12 protein-coding genes are annotated in these 15,706 nt (G+C 64.1%); 8 read left to right on the top strand and 4 right to left on the bottom strand.

The annotated features are described in order from the left end of the window. Positions 1-13 precede the first annotated feature (13 nt). The 8 genes from A3840_RS04550 to hisD all read left to right on the top strand — a co-directional run bounded on the left by A3840_RS04550 (position 14) and on the right by hisD (position 10,547). A complete protein-coding gene (locus A3840_RS04550) occupies positions 14-1,606 on the top strand; it encodes an ABC transporter substrate-binding protein (RefSeq protein ID WP_067452555.1) in 1,593 nt (530 codons plus the stop codon). Positions 1,607-1,661: 55 nt separating this feature from the next. After that, positions 1,662-3,257, top strand: a complete 1,596-nt coding sequence (locus A3840_RS04545; RefSeq protein WP_067452552.1) for an ABC transporter substrate-binding protein — start codon at positions 1,662-1,664, stop codon at positions 3,255-3,257. A gap of 55 nt (positions 3,258-3,312) precedes the next feature. Further along, positions 3,313-4,248 (top strand): ABC transporter permease, encoded by a 936-nt coding sequence (locus A3840_RS04540; protein WP_067452549.1) that lies wholly within the window; start codon positions 3,313-3,315, stop codon positions 4,246-4,248. Continuing rightward, positions 4,249-5,133 (top strand): ABC transporter permease, encoded by an 885-nt coding sequence (locus A3840_RS04535; RefSeq protein ID WP_082903648.1) that lies wholly within the window; start codon positions 4,249-4,251, stop codon positions 5,131-5,133. It abuts the gene before it with no gap. A 9-nt stretch (positions 5,134-5,142) separates the two neighbouring features. After that, positions 5,143-7,011, top strand: coding sequence for an ABC transporter ATP-binding protein (locus A3840_RS04530; RefSeq protein WP_082903647.1), 1,869 nt, complete (start codon positions 5,143-5,145; stop codon positions 7,009-7,011). 191 nt (positions 7,012-7,202) lie between these two features. Further along, entirely contained in the window at positions 7,203-8,192 is a 990-nt protein-coding gene (locus A3840_RS04525; RefSeq protein ID WP_067452543.1) for an MDR family oxidoreductase, read from the top strand. Positions 8,193-8,200: 8 nt separating this feature from the next. Beyond that, positions 8,201-9,154, top strand: a complete 954-nt coding sequence (locus tag A3840_RS04520; protein ID WP_067452540.1) for an NAD(P)-dependent oxidoreductase — start codon at positions 8,201-8,203, stop codon at positions 9,152-9,154. Positions 9,155-9,218: 64 nt separating this feature from the next. Further along, positions 9,219-10,547: a histidinol dehydrogenase gene (hisD, locus tag A3840_RS04515; RefSeq protein ID WP_067452538.1), complete on the top strand. Its 1,329-nt coding sequence runs from the start codon at positions 9,219-9,221 to the stop codon at positions 10,545-10,547. A 55-nt stretch (positions 10,548-10,602) separates the two neighbouring features. Here hisD and A3840_RS04510 read toward each other — a convergent pair whose 3' ends face one another. The 4 genes from A3840_RS04510 to A3840_RS04495 form a co-directional block, all read right to left on the bottom strand. Beyond that, on the bottom strand, positions 10,603-11,994 hold the full coding sequence (locus tag A3840_RS04510) for an amidase (RefSeq protein ID WP_067452535.1): 1,392 nt from the start codon (positions 11,992-11,994) through the stop codon (positions 10,603-10,605). Positions 11,995-12,000: 6 nt separating this feature from the next. Beyond that, entirely contained in the window at positions 12,001-13,503 is a 1,503-nt protein-coding gene (locus tag A3840_RS04505) for an aldehyde dehydrogenase family protein (RefSeq protein WP_067452532.1), read from the bottom strand. Positions 13,504-13,607: 104 nt separating this feature from the next. Then, a complete protein-coding gene (locus A3840_RS04500) occupies positions 13,608-14,654 on the bottom strand; it encodes an AraC family transcriptional regulator (RefSeq protein ID WP_067452529.1) in 1,047 nt (348 codons plus the stop codon). 50 nt (positions 14,655-14,704) lie between these two features. Continuing rightward, entirely contained in the window at positions 14,705-15,694 is a 990-nt protein-coding gene (locus A3840_RS04495; RefSeq protein ID WP_067452526.1) for a sugar ABC transporter substrate-binding protein, read from the bottom strand. Between the last annotated feature and the right edge of the window lie 12 nt (positions 15,695-15,706).

Genomic DNA, 15,706 nt, shown 5'->3' with positions numbered 1-15,706 from the left:
CGGAGGAAAATCGATGAGTCTCAACCGCCGCAATTTCATGGAGCTGGCCGCTGCATCCACGGCGCTGACAGCTTTCGGCCTCGGCGCGGCCAATGCCCAGGACGACGATACGATCCGTATCGCCCTAGCCGCCAACCATCCGCGCCATTCGGACCCCAACCAGACCACGCAGGGCCCGGACAATTGGGCCACCGAGCAGATGTACGAACAGCTCGTGCGTCCCGACGACGGCCGTTTCGCCCTGACGCCGGAGGAATATCTGCCGGTGCTGGCCACCGAATGGACCATGTCCGAGGATGCCAAGACCTGGACCTTCAAGCTGCGCGAAGGCGTGCAATTCCACCGCGGCTATGGCGAGATGACCTCCGAGGACGTGGTTTTCACCTTCCTCAAGGCCAAGGATTTCGGCACCGGCCGCGTGATCTTCGCCAATGTGGCCGATGCCGTGGCCAATGGCCCCTATGAAGTGGCCATCACGCTGCACCAGCCCGACGTCAATTTCCTGGGCACCACGGTCTTCTCGCTCAACGCCAATATCGTTTCCAAGAAGGCCTATGAGGAAATCGCGGTCGAGAAATTCACCACTGACGCCGTGGGCACCGGGCCTTACGAACTGGTGCGCTACGATGCGGAAGGCGGCGTCTATCTCAAGCGCTTCGAGGATTATTGGGGCGAGAAGGCCAAGGTCGGCAATGTCGAATGCCTCTACATCGCCGATACCACGGCCCGCACCCTGGCGCTGGTCTCGGGCCAGGTGGACATGATCGAGGCGGTGCGCGCGCCGGGCTGGATCGACTCCATCCTGCAGCGCGACCCCAACATGCTGATCGACATGACGGTGCCGGGCTCGTTCAACACCCTGCACGTCAATCTCAACCGGGCACCCTTCGACAATCTGCTGGTGCGCCAGGCGCTGATGCACGCCATCGACCGTGAGGTGGTGGCGCAGGCGCTGGCGCCCATGGGCGGCATGCTGGTGGGCCTGCAACCCTCGTTCTTCCCGCCCGGCCTCAAGACCGAGGACCTGCCCGAAGAGCTGCAATATCCCTATGACCCGGAGAAGTCGCGGGCGCTGCTGGCCGAGGCCGGCTTCCCCGATGGCGTGAGCTTCGACGCCCTGTGCAGCCAGCGCGAGGACTATTCCTCCACCATGCTGATCGTGCAGGAACTCATCCGGCCGGCCGGGTTCAACATGAACCTGATCATCGGCGACCACACGGCCTATCATGCCGACAATCGCTCGGACAAAAACACGCTGGCCATGCATGCGTCGAGCTATCCGCCGATCCCGACGCAGATCTACATCCAGCAGCTCTATTCCAAGGCCGAAGTGAAGGCCGACGGCACGGGCGGCGGCAATTACAGCCATTACGGCGTCACCATTCCTGGCGTGGACGACCTGCTCGAGCAGGCGCTGAGCGCCACCGATTACGACACCTATCTCGACCTGTGCCGGCAGATCGAATTGCAGGTGCTGCGGGACCTGCCGCTGATCGGGCTGTCGACGCTGTCCTATACCATCGTGCGCAACCCGCGCCTCGACCTCGGCTACGAGGTGGAAAGCGGCTACGCGCGCTGGAGATTGCACCGCGCCACCAAGGCGTAGGCAAAAACGGCGCCGGCGAGGGGCCGGCGCCTTCAAGCTGGGAGGAGGAGAACCCATGGCTTTGAACAGACGCTCTTTCATGGAACTGGCCGCGGCCACGACGGCATTGACCGCCATCGGGGTGGGGACGGCCAGGGCGCAGGACGCCGATACGCTGCGCATGGGGATCGCGGCGAACAATCCGCGCCATTCGGACCCCAACCTGACCACCCAAGGGTCGGACAATTGGGCGACCGAGCAGATCTACGAGCAGCTCGTGCGGCCCGATGACGGTCGCTTCGCGTTGACGCCCGATGAATATCTGCCGACCCTGGCGACCGAATGGACGCAATCGGAGGACGCCAGGACCTGGACCTTCAAGCTGCGCGAAGGCGTGCAGTTCCATCGCGGCTATGGCGAGATGACCTCGGAAGACGTGGTCTTTTCCTATGAACGCGCGATCAAGGAAGGCACCAACAGGACCATCCTGTCCAATATCGACAGCGTGGTCGCCAATGGCCCCTACGAGATCACCCTCACGCTCAAGCAGCCCGACGTGAACCTGCTGGGGACCTCGATCTTCAACAACAATACATCGATCGTCTCCAAGAAGGCCTATGAGGAAATCGGTGCGGAGGCCTTTGCCACCGATGCCGTGGGCACGGGCCCCTACGAATTGGTGGAGTTCAACCCCGAATCCGGCACGCGGATGAAGCGGCACGAGGATTACTGGGGCGAAAAGGCCAAGATCGCCAATGTGGAATGCGTCTATATCGCCGATACCACGGCGCGGACGCTGGCCCTGCTGTCGGGCGATGTCGATATCATCGAGGCGGTGCGGGCGCCGGGCTGGATCGACTCGATCCTGCAGCGCGATCCGACGCTACAGATCGACATGACCACGCCCGGCTCGTTCAACACCCTGCATGTCAACCTGACGCGGGCGCCGTTCGACAATCTGCTGGTGCGCCAGGCGCTGATGCATGCCATCGACCGGCCGGCCGTGGCCGCGGCGCTCGCCCCGATGGGCGGCACCATGGCCGGATTGCAGCCCGATTTCTTCCCGGCCGGCTTCAAGATCGAGGACCTGCCCGAAGAGCTGCAATATCCTTATGACCCGGAAAAGGCGCGCGAGCTCCTGGCGGAAGCGGGATATCCGGACGGGATCAGCTTCGATTCCCTGTGCAGCCAGCGCGAAGACTATGCCTCCACCATGCTGATCGTGCAGGAGCAATTGCGGCTGGCAGGGTTCAACATGAACCTGCAGATCATCGATCACACGGCCTATCACGCCGACAATCGCTCGGACAAAAACACCCTGGCGATGCATTCGTCGAGCTATCCGCCGATCCCCACGCAAATCTACTTCCAGCAATTGGCCTCGGCATCCGAGGTGAAGTCCGATGGCTCGGGCGGCGGCAATTACAGCCATTACGGCGTCGCCATGCCCGGCATCGACGAACTGCTGGCGCAGGCGCTCGAGGCCACCGATTACGAGGTCTATCTCGATCTGTGCAAGCAGATCGAGCTGCAGGTCCTGCGTGACCTGCCGCTGATCGGCCTGTCGACGCTCGGCTTCACCGCCGTGCGGCGGGCGCAGATCGATCTCGGCTATCCGGTCGAGAGCGGCTATGCGCGCTGGCGGTTCCATCGCGCGACCAAAACGGTCTGATCTTTTCCCCCGGGCTCCCGGACAGGGAGCCCGGCTTCAACGAGGCGGTGCACAAATGGCCCGATATCTGCTGTTGCGACTGGGTGATGCGATACCCACGCTGTTCCTGGTTCTGACACTGGTGTTCATCGCCATGCGCATCCTGCCCGGCGACCCGGCGCTTGCCGCCCTGGGCGACGGCGCTCTGCCCGAGCAGCTCGCCGATTTCCGCGAGCGCATGGGCCTCAACGTGCCGCTCTGGCAGCAATATTTCAACTTCCTGGGCGGCGTGCTGACCCTGGATTTCGGACGCTCGCTGCTGACCAATACGCCGGTCTTGCAGCTCATCGGGCAGAACCTGCCCTATACGATCGAGCTCACCCTGGCGGCCATGCTGATGGGCATCGTCGCCGGCATTCCGCTGGGTGTGATGGCGGCGACCAACCGCAACAAGGCCCCGGATGGCGGCATGCGGATCTTCTCGCTAATCGGCTATGCCATTCCCGATTTCTTCCTCGGCGCCATCCTGCTCATCACCTTCGCCCTCAATCTGGGCTGGTTCCCGATCAACGGGGCGGGCAGCGATTTCGTCAGCCGGCTGCATCACCTGTTCCTGCCGGCCCTGACCCTGGCCTTCGTCAAGGCCGCCTTCCTGGGGCGCCTGACGCGGACCAGCCTGCTCGAAGTGCTGGGCAAGGATTATGTCCGCACCGCGCGGGCCAAGGGCGCCAAGGAAAACCGCGTCATCTACAAGCACGGGCTGCGCAACGCCATGCTGCCCATTTCCACCGGCCTCGGGCTCAGCCTGCTCTCGACGCTGTCCGGCTCGGTGGCGGTGGAACTGGTGTTCAACCGGCCGGGCATCGGACGCCTGCTGATCGATGCCATCGCGCAGCGCGATTATGCGGTGATCCAGGGCGGGGTGCTGGTCTTTGCCGGCTTCGTCGTCCTCATCAATCTCCTCATGGACCTGGTCTATGTCGTCGTCGATCCACGGGTGCGGGTGAAGTAAATGTCAGTTATTGCAGAAGAAACTCCGCGCGTGCCGCCGGCCGAACCCGGCTTTTTCACCAAGGCGCGCAAAATCCTGCTCGGGCGGCCGGAAACGGCCTTCGCCACGGGGATGATCGTCGTCTTCATCTTCATCGCCATCTTCGCGCCTGTGCTGGCGCCCTATGATCCGCTGGCGCAATCGGTGATCAAGATCAACCGCCTGCCGAGCCAGGAGAACTGGTTGGGCACTGACCAGTTCGGCCGCGACGTGCTGAGCCGGCTGATCTACGGCTCGCGCAATTCGCTGCTGTTCGGCTTCATCTCGCCGGTCCTGGCGGCCCTGTTCGGGACCATGCTGGGCGTCGTCGCCGGCTATTTCGGCGGCATCGTCGACCGGCTGATCTCGCGCGTCATCGACCTGTTGCTGGCCTTTCCCGAACTGCTGCTGGCGATCCTGATCGCGGCGGTGCTGGGCGGAGGGTTCTGGAACATCATCGCCGTGATCACCGTGGCCTTCATCCCCGGCTTTGCCCGCGTGGCGCGGGCGCAGACCCTGTCGGTCAAGCAGGAGCCCTATGTGGAGGCCGCGATCGCCACGGGCGTCCGGACGCCGGTGATCATCGTGCGCCACATCATCCCCAATATCATGGCGCCCATCGTCGCGCTGATGACGCTGTGGGTGGCCTCGGCGATCCGCATCGAAGCCTCGCTGAGCTTCCTGGGCATCGGCACGCGGCCGCCCAATCCGAGCTGGGGCAATATCATCCGCGACGGGCTCAATAGCCTGTTCGGTTCGCCCTGGCCGATCATCGGCGCCGGTATCGCCATTACCCTGGTGGTGCTCTCCTTCAACCTGGTCGGCGACGCGATCCGCGATGCGCTCGACCCCTCGACGGCACGATAGGAGACCGGCATGAGCGCCATGAGCAATTTCGCCGAAACGGTCGTCCCCAATGCGGATGTCGAGCCCGTGCTGTCGGTACGCGACCTGAAAACCTCGTTCCTGACCTCCAAGGGCTGGGTCGAGATCGTCAAGGGCATCAGCTTCGATATCGGGCCCCGGGAAACGCTCGCCGTGGTGGGGGAATCCGGCTCCGGCAAATCGGTGACCGCGCTGTCGATCATGCGGCTGCTCGATCCGGAAATGAGCCGGGTCGACGGCTCGGTGAAGCTGGCCGGACGGGAGCTGCTCAAGCTCAGCCCGGGCGAGATGCGCAATATTCGCGGCCGGCAGATGGGCATGATCTTCCAGGAGGCGATGACCAGCCTCAACCCGTTGCAGACCGTGGGCCAGCAAATCGCCGAGGTCCTGAGCATCCACGGACTTTATTCCGGCCAGGCCGCGCTGAAGGAGGCGGAACGCCTGCTCGACCGGGTTCGCATCCCCGGGGCGGCATCGCGCCTCAAGGACTATCCGCATTCTCTCTCCGGCGGCATGCGGCAGCGGGTGATGATCGCCATGGCTTTGGCTTGCAAGCCCAAGCTGCTGATCGCGGACGAACCCACTACCGCGCTCGACGTGACGATCCAGGCCCAAATCCTGCAATTGATCAAGCAGTTGCAGCAGGAAGAGGGAATGGGGGTGCTGTTCATCACCCATGACATGGGCGTTGTCGCCGAGGTGGCCGACCGCACCGTCGTGATGCTGCAGGGCAAGGCAGTTGAAGCCGACAGCACCGAGGTGATCTTCGAACGGGCGGAAAATCCCTATACCCGCGCGCTGATCGCCGCCGTGCCGAAACTGGGGCAGGGCAGCCAGAAGGGGCCGCAGCATTTTCCCATCCTCGACCGGAAGACCGGCACCATCGTCACCGGCCGCGAGCGGCCCGACACGGTGCGGCACGATGCCGAACCGGTGCTGCGGGTCAAGGACCTGACCAAGCGCTTCGATATTCCGGGCGGCCTGTTCAGCGGTCCCTCGGGACGCGTTCATGCCGTCGAGAAGGTCAGTTTCGACCTGCGAGCCGGCGAGACGCTGTCGCTGGTGGGGGAATCGGGTTGCGGCAAGTCCACGACTGGCCGCGCCATAATGCGCCTGATCGAACCGCAGAGCGGAGAGGTGAGCATCGAGGGCACCGATATCCGCGCCCTGGATAAGGAACGCATGCGCGACATGCGCCGGCATATCCAGATGATCTTCCAGGATCCCTATGCCAGCCTCAACCCGCGCATCAATATCGGCGAGGCCATTGCCGAGCCCTTCCTGACCCACAAGCTGGGCACCAGGCAGCAGGCCCGGGAAAAGGCCATGGACCTGCTGGAACGGGTGGGGCTCAGTCCGGACATGGCCAGCCGTTTCCCCGCGCAATTCTCAGGCGGGCAGCGGCAGCGCATCTGCATCGCCCGGGCCCTGTCGCTCGAACCGAAGGTGATCGTGGCCGACGAAAGCGTTTCGGCGCTCGACGTGTCGATCAAGGCCCAGGTGGTGAACCTGATGATGGATCTGCAGGAGCAGTTCGGCCTGTCCTATCTCTTCATCAGCCACGACATGGCCGTGGTGGAGCGCATCAGCCACCAGGTGGCCGTGATGTATCTGGGCGAGATCGTGGAAAAGGGCCCTGTCGCCGCCGTGTTCGGCAATCCCCAGCACCCCTATACCAAGCGCCTGATGGCGGCCGTTCCGGTGCCGGACCCGGCACGGCGCAAGCAATTGCGCCCGGTCAGCAATGACGAGGTCAAGAGTCCGATCCGCCCGGTGGACTACGTGCCGCCGCAGCGCGACTATCGCGAGATATCGCCCGGCCATATCGTGCAGGCCTGGGGCGATGACTGGAAGGTTTAGGGGCGCGCTTCGATATCTCGGTCGTCACCACCGGGCTTGTCCCGGTGGTCCACGAGCTGCCGAGGCAAAGCTGGACTGCCCGGACGAGCCGGGCAATGACGGCGGATGAGAGCGACCACCAAGCGGAACACAAACGCAGCGGACATGCCTAATTCGTTCCGCCGCAGACCAAAAGCAAAAAGGACAGTTTCATGAGTTTTCAGGCGCTCGTCACCAGCAAGGGCGATGATGGCAAGGTTAGCTCCAGCGTCGAGACACTGACCGACGATCGCCTGCCGGAAGGCAATGTGACGGTCGATGTCGAATGGGCCGGGCTCAATTACAAGGACGGGCTGTGCCTGACCGGGGCAGGGGGGCTGGTCCGCACCTATCCCCATGTGGCCGGCATCGACTTTGCCGGCATCGTGCGCGAAAGCCAGGACCAGCGCTACAAGGCCGGCGACAGGGTGGTGCTGACCGGCTGGCGCGTCGGCGAAGTGCATTGGGGCGGCTATGCGCAGCGGGCCCGGGTGAATGCCGACTGGCTGGTGCCGCTGCCGGACGGCCTCGACACGCGTGACGCCATGATCGTGGGCACGGCGGGCCTGACCGCCATGCTGGCCATCGACCGGCTGGAAAATCTCGGCGTCACGCCGGAAAGCGGCGAAGTGCTGGTGACCGGAGCCGCGGGCGGGGTAGGGTCCATCGCCATTTCGCTCCTGGCGCGGCTTGGCTACCAGCCTGTGGCCCTGTCGGGACGGCCCGAACACAGCGCCACGCTGAAGGAACTCGGCGCGACGGACATTGTCGGCCGCGAGGACTTCCTCGGCCAGCCTGACAAGGTGCTGGAATCGGCCCGCTGGGCCGGCCTCATCGACAATGTCGGCGGAAAAATTCTCTCCAAGGCGCTCAAGCAGGTCAAATATGGCGGTGCGGCGGCCGCCATCGGCAATGCCGGAGGGATTGATCTCGAAACCAATGTGTTACCCTTCATCCTGCGCGGCGTGACCCTGAGCGGCATCGATAGCGTGATGCAGCCCTATGCCAATCGCGTCGCCGCCTGGTCCCGTATCGCCAAAACCTTCGACCTGGCCGCCTATGCCGCGCTGGTCGAGGAGGTGGGGCTTGCCGAATTGCCCGACGCAGCGGCGAAAATCCTGGCGGGGCAGGTGCGGGGCCGCACGATCGTGAGGCTGCGCTAGGCCAGGCCATGACAGTCACCATCGCCCATCAATATGACGACGCGCTCGGCGCGCGCGTGGCCGAAAGCGTGCCGGAGGGCATCGAATTTCTGGGCCTGGGCGCCAGCCCGGATAGCGGCTGGGCCGTTCCGGCCCGCGCCGAAATCCTGCTGATCAACCAGAACAGCGCGGCGGTGGGGCTCAACAGGCAGATGGAGCGGCCGGTGGGTTGGCCGTTCAACCTCAAATGGGTGCATCTGCGCTCCACCGGGATCGACAAATATCCCGATTGGATATTCGAGGTGCCGCAGGTGACGGTGACGCGCGGCGGCTATGCCACGCCCATCGCCGAATATGTGCTGGCCGCCATGTTGTCGGTGGCCAAGCATATCCCGACCATCTGGGCGCGGGAGCGCGGCGACTGGCATGGGCACGAACTCGATGGGCTGGCGGGAAAGACGCTGGGCATTATCGGCTTCGGCGAGATCGGCAAGGCCATAGCGCGGCGGGCCCTGGCCTTCGACATGAAGGTAGTCGGCACCAGGCGCAATCCGGGGCCGAGCGGCATGGACGGGGTCGATATCGTCGCGCTGGACGCGCTGCTGGCCCGATCCGACCATATCGTCGTGGCGACGCCGTTGACGGCGGATACGCGCGGGCTGCTCGATGGCCGGACGCTGAAACTGGTCAAGCCCGGCGCCCATATCATCAATATCGGTCGTGGGCCGGTGATCGACAATGCGGCGCTGCGCAGCGCCCTCGACACAGGGCTCGGCGCGGCGACCCTCGACGTGACCGATCCCGAGCCGCTGCCCGAGGGCCATTGGCTCTACCATCATCCCAAAGTGCGGATTTCCCCGCATGTCTCGGGCAATGCGCCCGATACCGAAGCGGTCATCACCCGGTTCTTTCGCGCCAATCTCGACCGATATCTGAGCGGGCAGGGGCTCTCCGGCCTGGTCGATCCCGACGCCCGCTACTGATCTTTTGCGCATTCTCGGCGGCAATCGCGGATGATTGTGCGCCCCATTTCGTGGAGTTCTACCAATGGCCATTTGGCTCAAACGCGGCAAGGATGTGGATGCGCGGGCCGCCGCGGACCGGCAGGTGCGGACGATCGTGGAGGCCATCCTCACCGATATCGAGCAGCGCGGCGACGCCGCCGTGCGCGATCTCTCGATCCGCTTCGATCAATGGGATCGCGACGATTTCCGCCTCAGCCCGGCCGAAATTGAAGCCTGCAAGGCCGAACTGACCGACCAGGACCTGGCCGACATCGAATTCGCCCAGAGCCAGGTGCGCAATTTCGCGCAGAAACAGCGCGAGACCATGCTCGATCTCGAGGTCGAGACGCTGCCGGGGGTGACCCTGGGGCATAGGCATGTGCCGATCAACGCGGTGGGTTGCTACGTGCCGGGGGGCAAATATCCGCTCCTGGCCTCGGCGCATATGTCGGTGCTGACCGCCAAGGTGGCGGGCTGTCCGCGCGTCATCACCTGCGCGCCGCCGTTCAACGGGCGCCCGGCGCCGGCCATCGTCGCGGCGCAGGCCATGGCGGGGGCCGATGAAATCTACGTCCTGGGCGGCGTCCAGGCCATCGGCGCCATGGCGATCGGCACTGCCAGCATCGATCCGGTGGACATGCTGGTCGGGCCAGGCAATGCCTTCGTCGCCGAAGCCAAGCGCCAGCTTTACGGCCGCGTCGGCATCGATCTTTTCGCCGGGCCGACCGAAACGCTGGTCATCGCCGACGAGAGCGTCGATGGCGAATTGTGCGCCACGGACCTCTTGGGGCAGGCCGAACACGGGCCGACCAGCCCGGCCATCCTGCTGACCAATTCGGAAAAGCTGGCGCGCGACACCATGGCCGAGATCGAGCGGCTGCTCGCCATTCTGCCCACGGCCGACATGGCCCGCAAATCCTGGGCCGATTACGGCGAGGTGATCGTCTGCGAGAGCTACGAGGAAATGCTGGCCGAAGCGGACCGCATCGCCTCCGAACATGTGCAGGTGATGACCGACCGCGACATGTGGTTCCGGGACAATCTCAGCAATTTCGGCGCCTTGTTCCTCGGCCCGCGCACCAATGTGGCCTATGGCGACAAGGTCATCGGCACCAATCACACGCTGCCGACCATGAAGGCGGCGCGCTATACCGGCGGACTGTGGGTGGGCAAGTTCATCAAGACCTGCACCTGGCAGACCGTCACCAGCGACGCGGCTTCGGCGACGATCGGCGAATACGGCTCGCGCCTGTCCATGCTGGAAGGCTTTGTCGGACACGCCGAGCAAGCCAATATCCGCGTCCGCCGCTATGGCAGCCGCAACGTGCCATACGGCGAAGCCGCAGCGCCCATGCCGGAAAACGCCTCGTAGCACTTGCGCCGCAGCCAACCCAGCCAAGCGACCACCAACGCGCCGCTTGGCTAATTTATAGCAAGCCCGGACGACGCTGGTGATGCCCTGTTTCCTTCTGAAAGGCACGTGCAGCGCGCAGAAGGAGAGGCTCTGCGAGCGGCTTGGCGACCAGCTGGAGGGCGTAGGGCAGGCCTTGTGGTGTCAGACCGCAGGGCAGGGTCAGCGTGGGAACGCCAGCCATGGAAAAGGGAGAGGTGAAGCGATGGAGCGCGAACATGGTCTCGTTGTCCATCGTCTCGACGGCCCGGCGCGTCGGCGGCGCCGTGGGGATGGCCGGAACGGCGAGCAGGTCCAAATGCATCATCCCATGGGCCAGCCGACCTGAAAACTCGCTGCGATAGCGGTAGGCGCGCTGCAGCCTGTCGCTCGAAAGCGAACGCCCCGTTTCGATGGCCAAAGCCAAGGGCTCGGAATAGCTGTCGCGGTGCCGCATGAAGCTTTCCTCATGGACCAGAGCAACATGGGCCGTGCAGATATCGTACCAGCGATCCACGAGTTCGGGTTCGGGAGCGAGGGCGGCATCCGAAATGGTCGCGCCAAGCCGGGAAAAAACGGCGAGTGCCGTTTCAATTGCGTCAAGAAGACCAGTCTCGACGCCATGGGCCAGCCATTGCCGCGGTACACCGATCCTCAGGCCGGACACGGGTTCATCAAGTGCGACGCGGTAGTCGGGAGCGGGCCTGGCAAGGGTGGTCGGGTCTTTGGGATCGGGACCGGCAACGGCCTGGAGCATCAAGGCGACGTCTTCGGCAGAGCGGGCAATGATGCCGACATGGTCAAGCAGCGCCGCCAGTTCGAAGGCGCCATGGCGGCTGATACGACCCCAGGTGGGCTTCAGGCCGGTGACGCCGTTGACCGCACTGGGCATGCGGATGGAGCCGCCGGTATCCGAGGCCATGGAGCCGTAGCCCAGCCCCGCGGCGACCGATACGCCGCTGCCACCGGACGAGGCGCCGCCCCAGTGTTCGAGGCTCCACGGATTGAGAGGCTCGTTGAAGGGCGGCAGATATTTGCCGAAGACGCCTTCCGCCAGGTTCACCTTGCCGATGATGATTGCCCCGGCGGCATCGAGCCGTTCAATGATTGTAGCATTTTGGGTGGCCACGTGATCGATCCGGCTTGGCATGCCGGCCGTGGTTGCAACCCCGGCAATGTCGAACATGTCCTTGACCGTGATGGGCACGCCATGAAGCGGGCCGAGCAGGCGGCCTGCCGCACGCGCCGCATCAGCGCGGTCGGCTGCTGCCAGGGCGCGCTCGGGCAGCAGGGTTATGAAGGCATTGGTGCGGGCCGACAAAGCTTGCGCCCGATCAAGGATCTGGCCGGTCACCACCCGTGCGGTGACATCGCCCTCGCGCAGGCGTTGGGCGATCTCGGCAAGCGATAGCTCGTGCAGGGGCGTCATGGTGCCTCAAAGATAATGATGAACTGCGGCCTTGACCTTGGTATGGGCCAGAACGGCCGTTTCGCTCAGGTCTGCGCCCATGCCAGAATTCTTCCAGCCGCCAAAGGGCAGGGCGACATCCAGAGCGTTGTGCACATTCACCCAGATCGACCCAGCTTCGAGCCGGCGGGTCATATGATGCACGCGGTCCAGGTCGTTGGTCCAGATGCTGGCGCCAAGGCCATATTCCGACGCGTTGGCCAGCGACAGCGCTTCACCGTCGGTAGCGAAACTGGCGGCCACCAGGACGGGGCCAAAAATCTCTTCGCGTACCGGCGTCATATCCGCCCGCACATCGGTGAGAACGGTGGGAGGCACGTAGCTGCCCGGCCCCTCGATCGGTTCGCCGCCGACCACGACGCGGGCGCCCTCTGCCTTGCCGGCTTCGATGAGTTCATGAATGCGCTTCTGCTGCGCCTGGGTGACCACGGGGCCCATTTGTGTGGCTTTATCCAGCGGCGAGCCAATGGTGATGCTCCTGGCGATTTCTGCCACGCCCTCGATGACCTGTTCATAGATCGAGCGGTGCACGTAAAGGCGCGAGCCGGCACAACAGTTCTGGCCATGATTTGAAAAAATAGCCCAGGCCGCGGCAGGAATGGCGCGCTCCAATGGCGCATCCTGGAACAGGATGACCGGGGACTTGCCGCCAAGTTCGAGGCTGCAGCGCTTGAAACTACCAGCGGCATCGACGGCAATCTGCCGCCCCACGGCGGTAGAGCCGGTGAATGTCACCATGTTGATGTCGGGATGGCGCACGAGGGCGATGCCGGTCTCAGCGCCGCTGCCGGTGACAATGTTGATGACACCTTCGGGAATACCGGCCTTCAAGGCCAGTTCAGCGAAGCGCAGGGCACTGAGCGGGGTCTGGGCCGCCGGTTTGAGCACGATCGTGCAACCGGCGGCAAGAGCCGGCGCGATTTTCCAGACGGCAATGCCGAGCGCCACGTTCCAGGGCACAATGGCGCCGACGACTCCTATCGGCTCCCTGAACGTGAAGCCGGCCATTTCGCCATCGGGAATATAGGGGATGGAAAGACGGGCGGTCTGTCCTGCAAGCTTGGTGGACCAGCCAGCCATGTAGCGCAGGAAATGGGCGGAATAACCGACATCGACACCGCGCGTATTGGCCAGCAGACGACCCGAGCAGAGTGTCTCGATCTCCGCGATTTCCGTTTCATGGCGTTCGAGCAGATCAGCCAGGCGCAGCATGGCGAGTTCGCGCTCATTCGGCCGCATGCTGCCCCAAGGTCCGGCAAGGGCGGACCGCGCGGCCTTGACGGCGGCGTCGACATCGGCCGCCGAGGCATCCGCGGCCCGGGCGAAAACCAAGCCGCTGGTGGGATCCTTCAGCTCGTAGCTTCTGGCAGTATCATGAACATTTCCGCCGATATGCAGGCCGTGGGTCCTGTCGAGATAGGCACGGGCGGCATCGCCGAGGGTCGTGAGATCGTTTTCCAAGCGGGGCACTCTGCCCTCCCTAAATGCGGTATTGGCAAATGTGCCGCAGCACCGGCAGGTACGACAGGCGGAGGGAGCAGCAGGTAGCCCGATAGCGCAGAATTAGTCGTGTTCTAGCGCGCGCCACCGCGCATCATTTCCGAAGGCAGGGCGCCGAAACTGGCGCGGAAATCGCGGGCGAATTTGCTGAGGTGGTAGAAACCGTAAGTGGTGGCGATATCGGTTACGGTACGCGACGTGTCGGCCGCCTTCAGGATATCCGCGCGCGCCGCTTCAAGCCGCATCGTCTTATGCAATCCGAGCGGCGTGGTGTTCCGGAAACGCCGAAAGCCGGCATGCAGCGACCTCCGGCTGACGCCGGCAACATGCACCAGATCATCGATGCCGATATCGTCGGTCAGATGCGCGCGCATGAATTCCTCGGCGCGGCGGATGTAATAGGGTATGGCGCAGCGCTGGCTGTCGCCGAACTTCCCCGAGAGGCTGTTGGGCAGTGACAGGATCAGCGAGACGAGCGCCATCTGGAAGGAGCGCTGTACCATTGGCTGCTCGAGGAGCCCGTCGCCCATGTCGAGCGCCTGGCAGATCGAGCCGAGGGTGCTGAGGAACAAACGCGGGGCAGGGCCGCTATTGACCGCATCCACGTCGAAATGCAGGGCATCCGGACAATTGTTCTGCAATTCGGCACTCGCCGCATGCAGCAGCACGGACATGGGGATTTGCAGGGTGAGTTGCTGGTAATCGGCCGACATGGACGACATCAGCGGCTTGCGCGGTTCGGCCAGGTAGATCATGCCGGGGCGGATTTGCTTGACGTCCTTGCCCTGGGATATTTCAGCGCTGCCGGACAGCGGAACCTTCACCAGAAGATTGCTCTCGAGCTTGGGCGCAAGCACGTCGACTCCTGATGCGTCGGACTTGTAGGCAATGAAATGCAGGCTGAGCTTATGCAGCTTCGCGCTGTTGTGAATGAGGTGAAGCTTCTGTCCGCGGCCGCGCAGGGACAGGTTGTGCGGCGCGATGAGATTGGTGAGATAGTCGCGGGCCTCGTCCAGCGAGCAGGCCTTGACCGGCGATTGCGCGGTGAATGGCGAGCTGGCGAAGGCGCTGAATATGACGGGCGTTGCGGCCTGCGTGTCCAGGTTGACTGCAATGGTCATCGAGCTACCTCCTTAAGGGCGCCCGGCGGGCGATCCGCCGGGCGAGAGCGTCAATCCTCGAGCGGGATGTTTTCGAGCGAATAGGGGCGTTCGAGCGGAGCCACCCAGGTGTCGATGTTGTCGGACGTGAACAGGGTGGACTGGACGGTGAGGTCCGGATGTTCTGCCTCGGGGTTTTCGATGGCGTTCTTCATCGCCAGGGCGACAGCCCAGCCGGTGGCGTAGCTATCCGGGTCCCAGGTGCCGGTGATGCGGCCATCGCGGACGGCCTGAATGGCATCATCGTCGCCATTGATGCCGAACACCATGACGCCATCGGTCGACTGGCCGCCATAGATCGTCTTGCCCGATGAGGCCAAGGCAGCCGAGATCCCCAGCGCGCTCTGATCGTTATAGGCCCAGAAGACCTGCACGTCCGGGAAGCGCAGGACTTCGTCGGCCGCCAAGGTCGAGGCGTTGGCAGCCGAGTCCTTGGTGTTGTCGACCTGGTCGATAACGTCGAGCCCAGCAGACTTGGCGGCCTCGGTGAAGCAGGCGACGTTATTCTGGATCGAGGGAACCGGAGGGCCGCCCATCACGATGACCTTGGCGCCCGGAGCGCGCTCGGCAATCCAGGCCGCCTGCTGATCATAGGCGCCACCCTCGGTGCAGAGGTTGGCGGCCCACCAGACCGAGCTGGTCACGCCTTCGCCGCTCGAATTGACACCGATCACCGGGACGCCCTGGGCATTGGCGCGCGAATACGCGCCGGCAACTGCGTTCGGATCGAGCGACCAGGACGCGAACGCCTTCACGCCGAGGGTCAGCAGGGTGTCCACATGGGAGACCTGCCGGTCGGCAGAAAGGTTGGCGTCGAGCAGGCGCCATTGCCAGCCCAGGTCGGCCGCAGCCTTTTCCATGGCTGCGTTGATCACCTGCTGGCCGGGCTGGGCCGCAATCGGCGAGATATAACCGATCGTGGTGTCCTGGGCGAAGGCTGCCGGGGCGGACAATGTTGCCATCAGCGCCGCCGAAGCGGTCATGATGATGGATCGTTTCATTTTAGTTCCCTT

The organism is Devosia elaeis, from assembly GCF_001650025.1.
In the GTDB taxonomy this organism is placed as follows: domain Bacteria; phylum Pseudomonadota; class Alphaproteobacteria; order Rhizobiales; family Devosiaceae; genus Devosia; species Devosia elaeis.
This window is presented reverse-complemented; position numbering and strand designations above follow the sequence as displayed.

What these genes read in the sequence shown, in the direction of transcription:
- A3840_RS04550 (WP_067452555.1), top strand. Translation starts at nt 14, where the DNA reads ATGAGTCTCAACCGCCGCAATTTCATGGAGCTGGCCGCTGCATCCACG.
- A3840_RS04520 (WP_067452540.1), top strand. Translation starts at nt 8,201, where the DNA reads ATGACAGTCACCATCGCCCATCAATATGACGACGCGCTCGGCGCGCGC.
- hisD (WP_067452538.1), top strand. Translation starts at nt 9,219, where the DNA reads ATGGCCATTTGGCTCAAACGCGGCAAGGATGTGGATGCGCGGGCCGCC.
- A3840_RS04540 (WP_067452549.1), top strand. Translation starts at nt 3,313, where the DNA reads ATGGCCCGATATCTGCTGTTGCGACTGGGTGATGCGATACCCACGCTG.
- A3840_RS04510 (WP_067452535.1), bottom strand. Translation starts at nt 11,994, where the DNA reads ATGACGCCCCTGCACGAGCTATCGCTTGCCGAGATCGCCCAACGCCTG.
- A3840_RS04525 (WP_067452543.1), top strand. Translation starts at nt 7,203, where the DNA reads ATGAGTTTTCAGGCGCTCGTCACCAGCAAGGGCGATGATGGCAAGGTT.
- A3840_RS04495 (WP_067452526.1), bottom strand. Translation starts at nt 15,694, where the DNA reads ATGAAACGATCCATCATCATGACCGCTTCGGCGGCGCTGATGGCAACA.
- A3840_RS04530 (WP_082903647.1), top strand. Translation starts at nt 5,143, where the DNA reads ATGAGCGCCATGAGCAATTTCGCCGAAACGGTCGTCCCCAATGCGGAT.
- A3840_RS04535 (WP_082903648.1), top strand. Translation starts at nt 4,249, where the DNA reads ATGTCAGTTATTGCAGAAGAAACTCCGCGCGTGCCGCCGGCCGAACCC.
- A3840_RS04545 (WP_067452552.1), top strand. Translation starts at nt 1,662, where the DNA reads ATGGCTTTGAACAGACGCTCTTTCATGGAACTGGCCGCGGCCACGACG.
- A3840_RS04500 (WP_067452529.1), bottom strand. Translation starts at nt 14,654, where the DNA reads ATGACCATTGCAGTCAACCTGGACACGCAGGCCGCAACGCCCGTCATA.